Below are 16,601 nucleotides of genomic sequence, written 5' to 3'. Positions count from 1 at the left end.
GATCTCGTACATGTACGAAAATAGCATGATCGATGTTCAAATCCTTGGTGCAGAAGGGAAGATTGAATCGTGAGTGATAGATTGAATAAGACTAATACGATAATCCATCGATTAGGCATCCAATACCCAATTATTCAAGCAGGGATGGCAGGGGGAGCAACCACACCTGAACTTGTAGCGGCTGTATCGAGCGCTGGAGGGCTCGGGACGCTGGGAGCGGGATACATGCAGCCTGAACAGATGCGAAAAGCAATTCGGGCAATCAAACAGCTTACGAGCAAGCCCTTTGCAGTAAATCTATTCATACCAGAACCAGCCGGGATTGATCAGCATATATCGGATGCAGTGATGGAAGATTTGCAGAATATCGATAGACATCTGAATCAGCAAGGTCAAGAAATCAGCGAGGGTAGAAGCAAAGATAGAAGCAAAGTGACATACTGCTTTGATGAGTCAGCTTATCGGCTAACTTTTCATAACCAGATTCAAGTCATTCTTGAAGAGAACGTTCCGATTCTCAGCTTTACATTCGGAATTCTCGATGAGAACTATATTCGTCAATTGAGAGAAGCTGGCATCCTCTTAATAGGAACAGCAACACATGTTGCCGAGGCGAAACAGCTTGAAGCTGCAGGTATCGATATGATCGTGGCTCAAGGCAGTGAGGCAGGCGGGCATCGCGGAACATTTGCAGGAGACCCCTATTCAGCTCTAATCGGCACATTGGCGTTAGTTCCTCTTATTGCTGATCAGGTATCGGTTCCCGTCATTGCTGCCGGCGGTATAATGGATGGACGCGGGATAGCGGCGGTCATGGCCCTTGGAGCACAAGCAGCACAGTTAGGGAGTGCTTTCCTGCTGTGCAAGGAGAGTGGGGCACATCCCGCTTATCAAGCGGCCATTCGCGCATCTGACGAATGCAGTACGGTCATTACGAGGACAATCTCAGGCAAGCCTGCAAGAGGAATACGGAATGATCTCATTCGCAGGCTAGAGACTTATCACGATTCCATACCTGCTTATCCAATTATGAATGAACTTACGAGAGGCGTTAGACAGTCGGCTGCTCGAACCAATAATCCTCAATATATGTCATTATGGGCAGGGCAAGCAGCACGAATGGGGGAAGTTCAAGGGGCACATGACAAGATGGAGCAGTTGATCAAGCAATGGAGAGATGTAGTGAAGACGTTGCAAATGTAAAATTGAGAGCGACCGATGGTGATACAATGATGATTAAACAATGACGAACAATGACGAACGATGATGAAACGATGTCAAATCAATGATTCAGCAACGACTAGACAACGAATAAATCACGATAAATTGATGACGAAATGTTGATGAATCGTTAATGAAAATGATGGAAGAAAATAATCTGAAAAATTTGCGAAAATGAGCCAGATTAAGCTATGTAGGCGATAGTTTAAGGAATTGGCAAATAGCTGCACAATGTTTCGTTAATGCAAGTTTTGCAAAAAATCATAATTTGCTTCATAATGTCTTAGGAGAGCTCGACGTTCAGCGTTGGGCTTCCAAGCATGAATCGCGGAGGAGCAAGACATATGAGTGCTTACATTGGGGAACGTTATCAATTATGCAAGGTAATTTTGCATTTGGCAGATGGAGTTTTATATGAAGCCATAGATTTGTCACTTAAGAGAGATGTATTTATATATTTGGTAGAGAATAAGGGACTGGATAAGGCTGAGCAATGCAAGAAAGCGTTTGGTCAAATCTCGCATTTTTCAAATAATCGATTCTTCCATATGCTGAATGCAGGGACGTCCGGCAGTGATTTCTTCGTGGTGTTCACCTCCTATAACGGAATGCCGCTGGCGAAGTACATACAGCATCACGCGCTGAGTGCCAACAAGACGCTGTCCTTGTTATATGAAGTTGGTAAGGCGATTCAAGATGCGCTGGAATCGAATATTACGAACTTCTCCGTATCTGTCGACAACTTGTGGATTACGGAGGATCATCAAGTTCTTGTGATGAACTATTGGTCAGAGGCACCGACCGAGCGCTGCGGTACATTGGGACTGTGCTACTTGCTGTATCAGCTGAGCACACTGCATTTGAATGTGCCTCAATACTATGAAATGTATGAGTCGCGCTTGGCCGGTGCATTGAAGGAACTGTCTCCAGGTCAGAAGGAAGCGCTGTTGTCTCTCGTACAGAGTGTCTATTTAGGAGAAATCTCGCAGTTTTCCTTCATGCTGACGCTCCGCGAGATTATGGATTCGCCGAACATCCCTGTGAAGACAATTGGGGGCATTTATACGCCGCCCGTTCCGAAAGTGGATCCAGAGCTGCTCATCACTGCTGAGGAAGAGGCGGAGGAAGAAGAAGCCGCACCTTATGAAGCGGATAACGCGGAGAATGTGGGCCGCAAGAAAATGATACTCATTCTTGCATGTGCTGCTGTATTTATTTGCGTATTGGGCGGAGCAGTCATGTTGGCAAACTCCTTGTCGAAGGCAAATGATGCAGCGATATCTACTGATGCTCCAGAGTCTACCGATCAGGTTGCAACTGAGAATCCAGCAACAGAGCCGGGAACGGATTCAGATGCAAGCCAACAGGACTCCGGCTCTTCTACAAACGTAACAGAGCCGCCAGCGACGGATAACAATAATAATTCATCCAATGATAATTCCTCTCAAGAACGCGAGACGGAGAAGAAATCGGATGATTCGGATCGGAAGTCGACTGAGCGTGACCGTGACCGTAATAGGGATTCCAACTCGAACAATACGAGTGTAACTCCGCCTACGACGCCAGAGAAGAAACCTGACGATCATACAACAGATTCTGGAACGACGAATAACGGCGCTCATGATGGTCAGACAGGGACAACGTCAGACACGACAACGCCACCAGACGGTCAGCAGCCTGATGGCCAGCAGCCGGATCCGAACACGAATACAACGACGGAACCGCCGAATTCTGGTGAGATTGCTGTTCCTAACTTAGTGGGCTTGTCGAAGGAAGAAGCGGAGAAGCAGGTTCTTGCAAGCGGCTTGAAATATGAGTATGTTCTCGAGAACTCGGATGAACAGGAAGCAGGGAAAGTATTTAAGCAAGAGGTTCCTGCTGGTGGAGCTGCGAAGAAGGGTGACAAGATTAAATTCTATGTTAGCCGAGCGAAGAAATAATTAAAGCAATCTAAAGTTGTAATACTGAAGGACTGAAGGTAAGTTACATTTCGTCCAATAATGAAATGCCCCGAGTGCCGTAACCGAATTGTCGGTAGGCGCTCGGGGCATTTTGCATGTTGCTGCTTATTACTAATTAATTACAAGCACAGTTCAATACAGGCTTCCGCGCGGCTTGGGTTTCATCTAGTCGCTTCACATCCGTATAATGCGGTGCATTCAGCAGCAGTTCAGGTTGTTCCTTCGCTTCCTGTGCGATCTGGATCATTACATCGATGAAGCGATCCAGCGTCTGCTTGCTCTCTGTTTCCGTAGGCTCGATCATCATACATTCCTCGACATTGAGCGGGAAGTAGATGGTTGGCGGATGGAAGCCGAAGTCAAGAAGGCGTTTGGCAACATCCAGCGTCCGCACACCGTACTGCTTCAACCCTTTGCCTGACATCACAAACTCATGCTTGCACACGCCTGGATATGGAATATCGTAATAAGGCGCCAGACGGTGCATCATGTAGTTGGCATTCAGTACCGCGCATTCAGATACACGGCGCAGCCCTTCTGGACCGTAAGTGCGAATATATACATAGGCGCGCAAGAGGATACCGAAGTTACCGTTATAGGCCTTGACTCGTCCCATGGACAGCGGAGAGCCTTGATCGAATTCATATGAACCATCCTCAAGCTTCATCACCGTAGGGGAAGGGAGGAATGGAATCAGCTTGCTCTTCACGCCAACAGGGCCAGCACCAGGGCCGCCGCCGCCATGAGGCGTGCTCATCGTCTTGTGCAAATTCAAATGGACAACATCAAAGCCCATATCCCCAGGACGCGTAATGCCCATAATGGCATTGGAGTTAGCGCCATCATAATAGAGCAATCCGCCAGCTTCATGAACAATGCTCGCGATCTCGACAATATGCTCTTCGAACAATCCGAGCGTGCTCGGGTTCGTGAGCATCAATGCTGCCGTATCAGATCCAACAGCGGCTCTGAGTGCTTCCAGATCAACGAATCCTTGTTCGTTAGACGGTATTGTAATCGTATCTAAGCCAGCTACAGTTGCACTAGCGGGGTTCGTACCATGAGAGGAATCAGGAACGATTACTTTCGTCCGCTGCTCGCCGCGGCTCTCATGGTAAGCACGGATCATCATCAACCCCGTCCATTCTCCATGCGCGCCTGCCGCAGGCTGAAGCGTGACCTTATCCATACCAGTTAAGGTAGCGAGATCCTCTTGCAGCGTGTACAGCAGCTCTAGAGCCCCTTGCACCGTGCTTGTAGGTTGATAAGGATGGATTGCTGCGAGACCTGTCAGCCTTGCTGCATCCTCGTTAATTTTCGGATTATATTTCATCGTACAAGAGCCGAGTGGGTAGAAACCATTATCTACGCCGAAGTTGCGGCGTGATAAGGCGGTATAATGTCGAATCACATCAACCTCATACACTTCAGGCAGCTCGGCCTCTTGACTGCGCAGCATCGAAGTTGGGATAAGCTCTTGAATCTCGATTTCTGGAACATCACATTCAGGTAAGGAATAGGCAATACGCCCAGGATGACTCAATTCAAATATTAGTGCTTGTTCCGGTTTCATACGCAGCTCACCTCCAGCAGGTCAATAAATTGTTCGATGTCTGATTTGGATTTTTTCTCCGTGACCGCAATGAGCATATGTCCTTCCAGTTCAGGATAGAAGCGGCCAAGATCCAAGCCGCCAATGAATCCGTTGTCCAGGAGCAGAGACTGCAATCGATCCATGTCAGTATCTTGCGGGAGACGAAGTACGAATTCATTGAAATAAGGCGCTTGGAACGCTAATCCAAGATTGGGCTTGTTGTTGATGTAAGCAGCTGCATAATGAGACTTCTGTATATTGAGCTTCGATACCTCTTGCATTCCCATCTTGCCCATGACGGACATATAGACGGAAGCAGCAAGAGCAAGAAGTGCTTGGTTCGAGCAGATGTTGGATGTCGCCTTCTCGCGACGAATATGCTGTTCTCTCGCTTGGAGTGTAAGAACAAATCCACGCTTGCCATCCAGATCCTTGGTCAAGCCGACAATTCTGCCTGGGATGCGGCGCATATAGGGCTCTGCAACGGCAAAGAAACCGCATGTAGGACCGCCGTAAGATGCTGCAATGCCAAGCGGCTGGGCATCTCCAACACATACGTCGACACCTAGTTTGCCAGGGCTCTCCAACATAGCAAGACTCAGTGGATTCGTACTCATGATGAGCAGGCCTTTATTTGCATGTGCAATCGGTTCAATGGCGCGCACATCTTCAATGCATCCGAAGAAGTTCGGGGACTGAATCAGTACGGCAGCAGTCTCGTCCGTGACAGCACGCTCCAGCTGAGCAAGGTCAGTCACGCCGTCTTGATATCCAATCTCGACTACTTCAACATTAAGTCCTCGAGCCATTGTGCGAACAATCTGTCTCGCTTCTGGATGGACAGTGCTCGAGATGACAAGCTGCTTGCGCTTCGTTGCGCCAACCGCCAGTGCTCCAGCTTCTGCAAGTGCAGTAGCGCCATCATACATGCTGGCATTGGCAACAGCCATACCAGTCAACTCGCATATATAGGATTGAAATTCAAAGATTGCTTGCAATTCACCCTGACTGATTTCAGGTTGATAGGGTGTATAGGCTGTATAGAACTCTGATCTAGAGACTAGATGCTGAATGACTACAGGGATATGATGATCGTATATTCCAGCACCAAGGAAGCTGGTATGGCTCTCACTGTTAGCATTGCGGGAGGCCAATTCCTTCATATGCTTCATCATGGCTGCTTCATCTAATGGTTCAGACATTGGCAGTACTCCATTGTAACGAATGGAGGCTGGGATATCGCGGAATAGCTCGTCAATGGAAGAGATGCCGATCTGCTGCAGCATGTCAGCCTGATCTTGTTCCGTCACTGGAATGTAACGATGCTTCATGATGGATTCGCTCCTTTGGCAGGGGTCGGGATTCGTTTATAAAATGGAGTCGAGACGACGCGGGCTTTCAACTGCTTGCCGCGAATTTCGACAAGAATTTCTGTATCCAATTCAGAGAATGCGGATTCAATCAAGGCCAGCCCTAGATTGCGCTTTAATGTCGGCGACTGTGTTCCTGTTGTAACTTCTCCGATCACGCGCCCATCTGCAAGCACTGGATAATGGGAGCGAGGAATGCCTTTGTCGATCATCTCAATGCCAACCAGCTTTCGTGCCGGTCCATCGGTCTTCTGCTTCGTTAATGCTACACGGCCGATGAAGTCGCCCTTATCCAGCTTGACGAATCGTGCTAGTCCTGCCTCAAGCGGCGAGATATCGGCTGTAATTTCTTGTCCATAGAGGGGGAGACGTGCCTCGAAGCGCAAGGTATCTCTAGCACCAAGCCCTGCTGGGAGCAAGCCGAACGGTTCGCCCGCGCGAATCAGTTCATTCCATACGTGTGCTGCATCCTCTACGGACAAGTAGAGTTCGAAGCCATCTTCACCGGTATAGCCTGAGCGAGACAGCAATGTTGATACGCCGCAGACTTGTGCATCTGATAGGAAATGGAATGGTGTGAGCGAATCAATAGGTGCTTCAGTTACCGCAGCAAGAATAGCTTGGGCATTCGGCCCTTGAAGGGCAAGCAATGCTGTGCGATTCGATACATTGGTCAAGGTAACGCCATGAATCAGGTGTTTCTGCAGCCATGCGTAGTCTTTATCGATGTTGGAGGCATTAACGACGAGCATGTAACGGTCGCTCTTCATCTGATAAATGAGAATATCATCGACAACTCCTCCATCAGGGTAGCACATCAGCGTATATTGTGCTTTGCCATCCTCGAGCCGCGATACATCATTTGTTGTCATCTGTTGAAGAAATGTCAGGGAGGCAGGGCCGCTTACGATAAATTCACCCATATGGGAGACATCGAATAGACCTGCATGTGTACGAACTGCTTCATGCTCTCGCTGAATGCCGATAAATTGAACAGGGAGCTCCCAGCCGCCGAAGTCAATGCAGCGTGCACCCGGATAAGCAGAGTATTGATCAAATATTGGCGTTCTCTTCAATTGACTCATGAATTCACCTCGATACGCGTATTTGGACTAATTATCGGTATACGAACATAAAAAGGACAGCCGAAAGAAAAGTGGATGCATCGCATCCTCTCATTCTCTCGCTCTGTCCTTTGTACCTGAGAGTGTCGCCGATTGTCGCAAACAAATTGTTTGTTTCCGTGTCTACCATCGACTTTCCCCTTGGGTGACTGTATTCGTTTTCATGAATAGCAGTGCTCTCCAGAGGTGCGTCCGGTAAAAGTCCTTTTGCCTGAGAGATTCACCCATTCAGGCTTACTCCTTCGGCGCTGCTATGTCTCAGCAGTCTCTCCCTTTACCATCATTCGCCATTTTCAGCTGTCATCTCTACATTAGTTGAGCTTTCCACACTTTGTCAATTGATATTTTCTTCACAACTGATTTCATAGCTTGTCATATTGACAATCATGCATATCTTGCAATAATCTAATGGTGTTATAATTACCCAGTTTAATCGTAATTCGCGAACGAGGAAGGTCGGGAGAGTTTGACAATTGCGATTGTCAACACCGAAGGAGCAAGTTGCCAGCCGCCGATTGGCAATGAATCTCTCAGGTTCCATAACCGCCATTCTGACGCAGCTCTGGAGAGTGCATTTTCTATGCCGCCAAAGGGGTAAGTTCAACCGCAGTTGTGGCTGTGGAGGAACGGGAACTCTCAGGTACCGAGGACAGAGAACAAGGCGACAAGGCCGCTTCCTGTCCATTTTTACGATCTCGATTGGATAGACGGCCTGATGAATGACATTATGAATGAAATGGGGCGTTGACATGAGTGAAGTGAAGAATGGATTGTTGTATAGTGAAGAGCATGAATGGGTAGTTGCCATAGAAGGCAATACGGTACGGGTTGGCATTACAGATCATGCACAATCCCAGCTGGGAGACATCGTATTCATCGAATTTCCGCCAGTAGGAACCAGCTTGTCCGCAGGGGACAGCATGGGATCAATTGAATCGGTGAAGACCGTATCTGAGTTGTACTGTCCGGTATCCGGAACAATTACGAAGGTCAATGATGGATTGGAAGCGTCGCCAGAGCTTGTGAACAGCAGCCCCTACGAAGATGGATGGATTGCAGAAGTTGAAGTAGAAGGCAGCGTTGAGGAAGCTGTGAAGCACTTGCTGAATGCAGAGCAGTACACGAAGCTGATAGATGAATAGTTGAAGGAACAATAGGTTGAGAATCTAAGAACCTGCTGTACCGGTATCATGCTGGTGCAGCAGGTTTTTTCATTTGCTTTCTGACAAATTTCGATAGGATTCACCGCCGAAAAGGAGTACAATATAAGCATCGACAACTAGATGTTGCAATGCTAATAAGAATGCTAGGTGAATGGAATGACAATCGCTTTTTTTGATTCTGGAATCGGTGGAATAACCGTGTTGGCTGAGGCTATGAAGCATATGCCGCATGAACAATATTTATTCTATGCAGATACGCTGCATGTCCCTTATGGGACGAAATCTCAATCTGAAGTAATGCGCCATGTACATTCAGCTGTGGAAGACATCATGCAGCACAATGTTAAGGCGCTTGTTATTGCGTGCAATACAGCGACAAGCATCGCAGCGTCTGAACTAAGACGGAAGTACGACATTCCGATCATCGGGATGGAACCAGCAGTCAAGCCTGCCGTGGAAATGAACCGCGACAATGGCAAGCGTGTGCTTGTATTCGCGACAGCTTTAACCTTAAGTCAGAACAAATACCATACATTAATCAGTCGAATTGACGAAGAACATATTGTGGATTCGATTCCCTTGCCGGAATTGGTAGAATATTGCGAGCAGTTAAACTTTGATAAGGGAGTGATAGGAGACTACTTCGTGCATAAGCTTGCTGGATTGGATTTGAATCAGTATGGAACAATTGTGTTAGGGTGTACGCATTATCCCTATTACAAGCACATATTGAGAGACATTATCCCTGCTCATATCCAGCTTATAGACGGCAGCCATGGCACCGTGCAGCGTCTAGCACAAGTAATGCAGGAAAACCAGCTTAAGCAGTCATCAGATACGTCAGTTCGCCCTTCAATTCAATTTATGTGTTCAAGTCATGAGCAGCAATACATAGACAAGTTACAGACTGCACTCTATACCTATCAGACCTTCGGGGGAATGGATACGAATGAACAATCAATTGTTCGAGCTGACGGGGAGCAGTGCTAAGCTGATCCCGATGCTTCCTGAACATAAGGAAGATTTATATGAAGCAGCATCTCATCCTGATATTTGGCACTACTTGCCGCGCACCATCCGCAGTCTTACGGATGCAGAACGAGTGATTCATGATGCTGTTCTGAACCGCGAGAAGGGGACTGAGTATCCATTCGTTGTCATTGATCAGCTTACAGAGCGAATTATTGGCGCAACGAGAATAATGAATATGTCTGCCTTGCATCGATATGCCGAGATTGGCGGCACATGGTATCATCCTTCTGTATGGCGTACTCGCATCAATACAGAGTGCAAGTATTTGCTGCTGCAATATTGCTTTGAACAGCTGCATACGATTCGTGTTCAGCTGACGGCAGATGTGCGCAATGAGCGCTCGAATCGCGCCATTCAGCGGTTAGGAGCCGTATACGAAGGGAAATTGCGCCGACATCGGGTGATGGAAGACGGGTATATTCGCGACTCGAATGTGTACAGCATAGTTGATGAGGAATGGCCACAGGTGAAGGAGAGGCTCGAGCAATATTTGCACCAGGTGTATGTGTAGTTATACCGCTATTCAATCGTTCAATTCACAGTTATGTATCAATAATACAAAGAGAGGATGTGCCCACCAAGTAGATGGGGCTAACATCCTCTCTTTCTTATATGATGATTAAGCCGCTCGCTTATAGGACAAAAGTAAAGATAATGATGGATGTTACAATACACGGCAGCCCAATTAAAAACATCGTACCGCTAAATTTAATATTTCTTCGATGGTCTTCTTCCGGAATGTGACCCATATTAAATTTAAGCTTCGTATCATCCTGGAATAGACCCGAGAAAAGGGAACCAACTACCCACAACCCTAAACCTAATTAGCAATTGATGTTGAATAAGGAGTGGAGATCTCCATTTTGCCAAATGTACACATACAATACTGAAAGTACAATGAGAACGAGCCCAATTGCAAGACGTCGTAAGATCATATCATACCTCCTTGAATTCCACTATTACCCATCATACACCAAATTCAACCTATGTGAAAGTTAGATCAAAATAAATTCGAATAAAATCAATCAAAAAACGAGTATTGAATTTATGATGGTATAATAGGGAGCTTATGAAGCCAGCATCCTTACGAAGTTACTTGTACACCCTGAGATGTACATAGAATACGGAATGTATCGCTATCCTTCTTCAAGACAACGGCGTTAAACCCTGATGTTTCATTTGTATCGGTATGACGAAGTGATAGCCAACCACGATCAAGCAAGAATATCCGATCCAGGCTGCCGGAATCTGTTGCAATGGATGATTGCAGCTGGTAGGCGCTGGAATATACAGATAGATCCTCTTCAATATTCGTTGTTTGAATTTCGACTCCAGTCAATGTATATGAACTAGGCCAGACACGCGAATGCTCGTACTCGATTAACCACGGCATTTGTAGTCCAATGTAGGCTGTCTGAAAAGAGATGCTGGTTCCGTCTTCTACTGGAGCGAGTTGATGGTTAGGTCCTATGTAAGGTATTCCTAGACTTCTTGCAGGTTCAATAAATGAAGGCAAACCTCCTGTTACTTCTAATGCGACTCCGAAAATCCCTGCACGCTGAGAGGCAAATGCAGCGAATGCAGAGCCCAATGGCGTCTTCTGTGCTTCTTCTAAATCCTCTAAGGCGATGAGTTCAATAAATCCCTCTCTTAAATAGGCAACCTGCCCAATTGTTCCTGGGAACGGAATGACTTGCTTCGTAAATATAATGCCGGTAGTCTCTTGAATAAGATGGACTGCCTGAGACAAATTAGGTACTGCAAGTGTAACATGATCCAAAAACAGCAAAGGAAATCCCTCGTTTCTTCTCAAATTACAATATTAATTGTCTGTGATATGTTACTTCCAATGAGTAACTAGTTTTTCTAGTTGCAGCTCTGCTTCTCGTAATAATTGAATCTGTTCTCTTATCTCCTGAAGTCGTTCTTCATAAAATGCTGCAGCGCATTCAGCTTGATGATTGCTATTATTGCTGTTATTGCTGTTATTGCTGTTATTGCTGTTACGCCCTGGCAACCCTTCACAGTTCTGAATCAGGAGTGCTATCTCATCAGTGCTAACTCCAAGCTTCAAGAATAACTGGATCAGCTGAACGCGCTGGACATCGATGTCTTCGTATATGCGATACCCATTCTCTGAACGAGCGGGGGACAGCAGATGCTTCTGCTCGTAATAACGCAGGGAACGAAGACTGACTCCTGTAAGCTTAGATAATTCACGAATATGCATTGTTGGTACCAACTCCTTCATAATGCGGCCACAAATATAGTGTAAAGGATGACATGATGTGAAGGTCAATACATAATAATCAATATTTCTATGAGCGAGCAGGAAATGTAAGAGTAGGAACCAGTGAGGTGGTTTTTACATTATCCGATTGAAAAGTGTATGGTGTGCTGATGTCAAAAGGAAAGAAGAGGGCAGCTAACCACAATAGGATGTTGGTTAGCTGCCCTCTTTATTACGGCTTCGTTATCGACGAATGTGATAGTTGCAGGATCTGATGGTGTATGTTCTGTTCGGACAGACCGCCATGATAACAGATGACGGTGTCAATCGGATATTTGGTCAGCTTGTCGAGAGAGTGAATTGCACTGTCCATGTCCAGTGTTGCATGCGGGACGGGACCCTGCAGCATTCCATCGACGCTTATCATCGCGTCGCCGGCTATCAAGATACGGCTGCGTTCCAAATAGACGCTGACATGCCCTGCTGTATGGCCAGGCGTGTGGATAATGTGGATTCCGCCGCAGTAAGGAAGAACTTCATTATCCGTAATTAATCGGGTTACGTTCGCTGATGGATGCATATCGCACATGGCCAGAACCTTAGGACGATGTTCATCTGGCAGCAGCGGCAGAAGCTTCGCCATAGCTTCATGGCTTGTCTTAATGAGTGGATATTTGCCTTCTATGTAGGGGGCGTCTTCGTGGTGCGCTATCACTTCGAGATTGCCGTTCTTGGATGATACCACATCAGGCAGACTCCCGATATGATCGAGGTCTTGATGGGTAAGCAGGACAGCATGCAATCGATCTAGCGGCACGCCTGCTTCTTGCATCGCCTGCTGGATTCGAATCCAATCCCCTGGCATCCCAGTGTCGATTAGTATTGCATCCTCTTCATCCCATATTAGAGTAGGATGAAGTGCTACTGGTCCTCCGATGCCTTCAGATTCCAACTCTAACATCATGATTCCTGGTGCAACGATCATTGTATATCCCTCCATCGTGAGTAAGGCTTGCCATTACGTCTTAGCATAGTATGTTTTATCACGGATGGAATTTAATATCAATAGATAAATATTTAATCATAACACATAAATAATTATTTGTCAATATGCACATCGAATCATTATGTACATTGAATCATCTTGAATTTACGATATTGAACGAAAAAATCGTATTCAACAGAAGAAAAGCGGCATCCATCCGGATGCCGCTTGTTTCAGTCATCTATATCGCTGTGTCAACGATGATTAAGGCAGCATACGGCCTCTCGTGCTGACGTAGAGGGAATACCATTCTTCACGTGACAATGTAATGGAAGTTGCATCCTTGCAAGCGCGGATCCGCTCTGGATTAACAGTACCAATTACGGGCTGAATATGTGTCGGATGTCTCATTAGCCATGCAAGTACAATCGCTTCGCAAGTTGTGTTGTATTGAGAAGCTAGCTTCTGAACAAGCTTAGCGGTAGCTTGAACCGATTCGGGTTCATTGTCAAGATTTCGTCCAGAGTACAAGCCTTGCGCCAGCGGTCCCCAAGATTGAATTTGAATGCCATTCATGCGGCAGTACTCGAGCGTTCCATCTGGGAAGGTATCGTCAGCAGAAGCTGCTTGATTCACGTGCACGCCTGCATCCAGCCAGCCATAGCGGGCTAAGCTCATTTCCAACTGATTTGCAACGAACGGTTCATTGAAGCATGATTGCAGAAGTCGAATCTGACCAGCACTCATATTGGATACGCCGAAATGACGCACTTTGCCGGATTGCTTCAATTGGTTGAAAGCTTCAGCGACTTCTTCCGGTTCCATCAGAGGATCAGGACGGTGCAGCAGCAATATGTCCAAGTATTCAATACCGAGACGACTAAGAATGCCGTCGACACTCTCTAAGATGTGAGACTTGGAGAAATCATATCTTCCCGGAATATCACCATCAGCGAAACGAATGCCGCATTTGGATTGGATAATAATCTTCTCGCGTAATCCTGGTTGCGCTTTCAGCACGTCGCCAAATACTTGCTCCGCTTTGCCGCGGGAGTAAATATTCGCATGGTCGAACATGTTGATGCCAATCTCAAGCGCCGCTTCAATAGCAGCTTCCGCACGCTTCACATGTTCATTTGTATACGGCTCATTATCCCAGCTTCCGCCCATTCCCATGCAGCCAAGCACGATGCGGCTTGCCGGAATTCCACGTTCATTCAATGGTAACGTTGTCACAAGCAATCACTCCAATGTAGTAGTCAATATTAATAGTAATCGTGTTGCTTCCTAGAGCTCGTCCAAATCATATCTGGATGATGCATTACTAGTTTACTACAGCAGAGTGCTAGATTCCACTATCACATCGACTAAGAACCGCATCGGTTGTAAAATAACCTGAATGTGGTTCTTCTCAATTGGAAGGGTTTGTGCCAAGATAAGAAAGGGGAGTTGAGCACATGTTCCAAGATTTTAAGCTGATCCCAGGGAGACCAGCTTATTTGCAAGTTAGAGATTATTTGCGACTGCTCATTAATCGCGGATGGCTTACAGCTGATCAGAAGCTTCCCTCGACAAGGGAGCTTGGCAATGTATGGGGTGTAAGCCGCAACACCGTTATTGCAGCTTATCAAGAACTTGCTGATGAAGGGCTCATCTATTCAATCCCTGGGCAGGGCAGCTATGCTTCACCTGCTGAACGAGCCGATACAATTGTAGCAAATATGGACTGGAACAAGAGAATGAGCGAGAAGGCGCAAACTGCTGAGCGCATGGATGTGATGAAACACGGTGTACGCGGCGAGCGCGGAATGATCTCGTTTATGAGTATTGCGCCAGATGAATCATTATTTCCACTTCAATATGTTAAGCAGGCATTGGTAGACCGTATTGCAGCCGAAGGCGAGATTATGCTGAATTACGGATATGCTCAGGGATATCAGCCGCTAATTGAAGAGTTGAAGCGATATATGGAATCTAAGGGCATTGATATGAAGGGCAAGGATATGCTCATTACGAACGGCTTCACGGAAGGACTCGATATTGTCCTATCTGCTATGGATAAGCGTCATGGGCGTGTCATTTGTGAGAATCCTACCCATCATAGTGCCATCAAATTGTTCAAGATGCATGGCCTTAAGATCGAAGGCATTGCGATGGAGCACGATGGGATGAACATGGAACAGGTAACGAACGCCTTAGAGGAACGTTCCTATGATCTGGCATACTTAATCCCATCCTATCAGAATCCTACTGGAGTCGTGATGTCTCCTAGCAAGCGGATGACTGCAATACGCTTATTTGCCAAGCACGGCATACCCGTAATCGAAGACGGCTTTAGTGAGGAACTGCGCTATTCAGGTGCGCATGTCGCACCACTTATTGCCTGCGCTGGCGGGGCTAATCATGTTATCTATATTGGGAGTTTCTCTAAAATTCTGTTTCCAGGGATGAGAATCGGCTGGATTATTGCAGATGAGCAGCTCATTTCATATCTCGTTAGTATGAAGAGGGCTCGAACGATCCATACCTCAACATTGGATCAAGCGGTACTCTATCAATACTTACACAATGGGCATTTTGAATCTTATTTGAAAAAAGCCAAATCCGTATATAAACGCAAGTACGAATGGGCTGTACAGTGTTGTGAACAACATATTCCACTCCGCAGATTATGGGGCGATGGTGGACTCCACTTATTTATTGAACTGGATCCTTCGGTTAATGTTGAGGATGTACTTATGAAGTGCCGTGAACAGGGCGTTCTATTTACACCTGGAAGCCGATTCTACACAGATGGAGGAGGCGCCAACACATTCCGAATTGGATTTTCACGCGTATCGGAGCCAGACATCGAGCGAGGGACTCGAATCATAGGGAACGTAATAAAGCAAATCATCCAGGGGGGATAACAGATGAAGGTTGGTATCATTATGGGGGGCGTGTCTACAGAACGGGACGTCTCGCTTATGACAGGTCAGGAAATGATGAAACACTTAACTGGCAAGTATGAGGCGGTACCTATTGTATTGAACAGCAAGGCAGAGCTGATTGACAAGGTTGCAGGGATTGATATCGCGCTCCTCGCGTTGCATGGGGCGTTCGGTGAAGACGGCACCATTCAAGGAACACTTGATACGCTTGGGATTCCGTACACCGGGGGCGGGATATTATCAAGCAGTTTATGTATGAATAAGCTGCTGACGAAGAAGCTGGTGAAGTTTGAAGGCTTCGCAACAGCGGATTGGCTTATGCTGCGATCGAATTCCGCTTATGATATTGATCGGATTGAGGCAGACCTAGGTTATCCGCTCGTCATTAAGCCAAACGCAGGCGGATCCAGCATCGGTGTACAGTTGGTGCACAATCGTGATGCGCTTGTCGCGGCCTTAGAGGAAGCGTTCCAATATGATTCGGAAGTGCTGATTGAGCAATATATTCGAGGCGAAGAGATCACATGCTCCATATTAGATGGAGCAATGCTGCCAATTCTATCGATTAAGCCGAAGGGGGAATTTTTCGATTATACCTCCAAGTACGAAGATGGTGGTGCGGACGAGGTAGTTATCGAGCTGCCGGAGCAAGTGATGCAGCAGGTTAGCCGGACTGCACTTGGCGTATATGAAGCTGCGCAATGCAGTGTGTACGCTCGTATTGATATGATTTTACATCAAGGAACTCCGTACGTGATTGAAGTCAATACGCTTCCTGGGTTGACGAAAAACAGCTTATTGCCTAAAAGTGCACAAGCAGCGGGGATATCGTACGGTGAGCTGCTTCATCGTATTATCGAAATCTCACTGCAAGAACGGACTTATATAAACGGGAATGCTGCTGTAGTGAATTCCTAATCCACTACGAACAATGTGATGGATAGGTATGGAAATGCATGTTCATGCACATAATAACCTTCGATCCTAGGTT

Annotated in this window: 15 protein-coding genes and 3 riboswitches; of the genes, 7 read left to right on the top strand and 8 right to left on the bottom strand. The window is 46.6% G+C overall.

Going from position 1 to position 16,601, the window contains the following annotated elements:
• The first annotated feature begins 69 nt into the window (after positions 1–69).
• Complete coding sequence (locus M3661_RS10440) at positions 70–1,203, top strand: NAD(P)H-dependent flavin oxidoreductase (RefSeq protein ID WP_251484461.1); 1,134 nt, start codon at positions 70–72, stop codon at positions 1,201–1,203.
• A 362-nt stretch (positions 1,204–1,565) separates the two neighbouring features.
• Positions 1,566–3,161, top strand: coding sequence for a PASTA domain-containing protein (locus M3661_RS10435; RefSeq protein ID WP_251484458.1), 1,596 nt, complete (start codon positions 1,566–1,568; stop codon positions 3,159–3,161).
• 136 nt (positions 3,162–3,297) lie between these two features.
• Here M3661_RS10435 and gcvPB read toward each other — a convergent pair whose 3' ends face one another.
• Genes gcvPB through gcvT form a run of 3 tightly spaced genes read right to left on the bottom strand, consistent with a single transcriptional unit; the run spans position 3,298 to position 7,231 of the window.
• On the bottom strand, positions 3,298–4,755 hold the full coding sequence (gene gcvPB, locus M3661_RS10430) for an aminomethyl-transferring glycine dehydrogenase subunit GcvPB (RefSeq protein ID WP_251484455.1): 1,458 nt from the start codon (positions 4,753–4,755) through the stop codon (positions 3,298–3,300).
• A complete protein-coding gene (gene gcvPA, locus M3661_RS10425; protein ID WP_065291198.1) occupies positions 4,752–6,107 on the bottom strand; it encodes an aminomethyl-transferring glycine dehydrogenase subunit GcvPA in 1,356 nt (451 codons plus the stop codon). Before gcvPA ends, gcvPB begins: the two co-directional genes overlap by 4 nt.
• A complete protein-coding gene (gcvT, locus tag M3661_RS10420; RefSeq protein ID WP_251484451.1) occupies positions 6,104–7,231 on the bottom strand; it encodes a glycine cleavage system aminomethyltransferase GcvT in 1,128 nt (375 codons plus the stop codon). Before gcvT ends, gcvPA begins: the two co-directional genes overlap by 4 nt.
• A 101-nt stretch (positions 7,232–7,332) precedes the next feature.
• A riboswitch (glycine riboswitch) is annotated at positions 7,333–7,456 on the bottom strand.
• Between the two features lie 3 nt (positions 7,457–7,459).
• A riboswitch (glycine riboswitch) is annotated at positions 7,460–7,554 on the bottom strand.
• 163 nt (positions 7,555–7,717) lie between these two features.
• Positions 7,718–7,826: riboswitch (glycine riboswitch) on the top strand.
• A gap of 193 nt (positions 7,827–8,019) precedes the next feature.
• Here gcvT and gcvH point away from each other — a divergent pair.
• The 3 genes from gcvH (at position 8,020) to M3661_RS10405 (ending at position 9,976) form a co-directional block, all read left to right on the top strand.
• Positions 8,020–8,412, top strand: a complete 393-nt coding sequence (gene gcvH / locus M3661_RS10415; RefSeq protein ID WP_021255041.1) for a glycine cleavage system protein GcvH — start codon at positions 8,020–8,022, stop codon at positions 8,410–8,412.
• Between the two features lie 177 nt (positions 8,413–8,589).
• Positions 8,590–9,423: a glutamate racemase gene (murI, locus tag M3661_RS10410; RefSeq protein ID WP_251484448.1), complete on the top strand. Its 834-nt coding sequence runs from the start codon at positions 8,590–8,592 to the stop codon at positions 9,421–9,423.
• Entirely contained in the window at positions 9,383–9,976 is a 594-nt protein-coding gene (locus M3661_RS10405; RefSeq protein WP_065291195.1) for a GNAT family N-acetyltransferase, read from the top strand. Before murI ends, M3661_RS10405 begins: the two co-directional genes overlap by 41 nt.
• 121 nt (positions 9,977–10,097) lie before the next feature.
• On the opposite strand, the gene M3661_RS30725 is transcribed toward M3661_RS10405, so the two are convergent.
• The 5 genes from M3661_RS30725 to M3661_RS10385 all read right to left on the bottom strand — a co-directional run bounded on the left by M3661_RS30725 (position 10,098) and on the right by M3661_RS10385 (position 13,916).
• Positions 10,098–10,277, bottom strand: coding sequence for a DUF5316 family protein (locus M3661_RS30725; RefSeq protein WP_397376509.1), 180 nt, complete (start codon positions 10,275–10,277; stop codon positions 10,098–10,100).
• 272 nt (positions 10,278–10,549) lie between these two features.
• Entirely contained in the window at positions 10,550–11,254 is a 705-nt protein-coding gene (locus M3661_RS10400; RefSeq protein ID WP_251484445.1) for a VOC family protein, read from the bottom strand.
• A 51-nt stretch (positions 11,255–11,305) separates the two neighbouring features.
• Positions 11,306–11,695, bottom strand: coding sequence for a MerR family transcriptional regulator (locus M3661_RS10395; protein ID WP_251484443.1), 390 nt, complete (start codon positions 11,693–11,695; stop codon positions 11,306–11,308).
• 232 nt (positions 11,696–11,927) lie between these two features.
• The gene (locus M3661_RS10390) at positions 11,928–12,680 is read right to left on the bottom strand and encodes an MBL fold metallo-hydrolase (protein WP_065291191.1); all 753 of its coding nucleotides are present in this window, start codon (positions 12,678–12,680) and stop codon (positions 11,928–11,930) included.
• A gap of 264 nt (positions 12,681–12,944) precedes the next feature.
• Positions 12,945–13,916 carry an aldo/keto reductase gene (locus M3661_RS10385; protein WP_251484441.1) on the bottom strand — a complete coding sequence of 324 codons (972 nt, stop codon included), beginning with the start codon at positions 13,914–13,916 and terminating at the stop codon, positions 12,945–12,947.
• A 221-nt stretch (positions 13,917–14,137) separates the two neighbouring features.
• Between M3661_RS10385 and pdxR the strand changes: the two genes are divergently transcribed.
• Positions 14,138–15,589, top strand: coding sequence for a MocR-like pyridoxine biosynthesis transcription factor PdxR (pdxR, locus tag M3661_RS10380; RefSeq protein ID WP_251484438.1), 1,452 nt, complete (start codon positions 14,138–14,140; stop codon positions 15,587–15,589).
• Between the two features lie 3 nt (positions 15,590–15,592).
• Positions 15,593–16,528: a D-alanine--D-alanine ligase gene (locus tag M3661_RS10375; protein WP_251484435.1), complete on the top strand. Its 936-nt coding sequence runs from the start codon at positions 15,593–15,595 to the stop codon at positions 16,526–16,528.
• The last annotated feature ends 73 nt before the right edge of the window (positions 16,529–16,601 follow it).

This window comes from Paenibacillus sp. MER 180, from assembly GCF_023713665.1.
Lineage (GTDB): Bacteria > Bacillota > Bacilli > Paenibacillales > Paenibacillaceae > Paenibacillus_B > Paenibacillus_B suaedae.
Note: the sequence above shows the minus strand (reverse complement) of the source record. Positions and strands in the feature narration are given on the sequence as shown.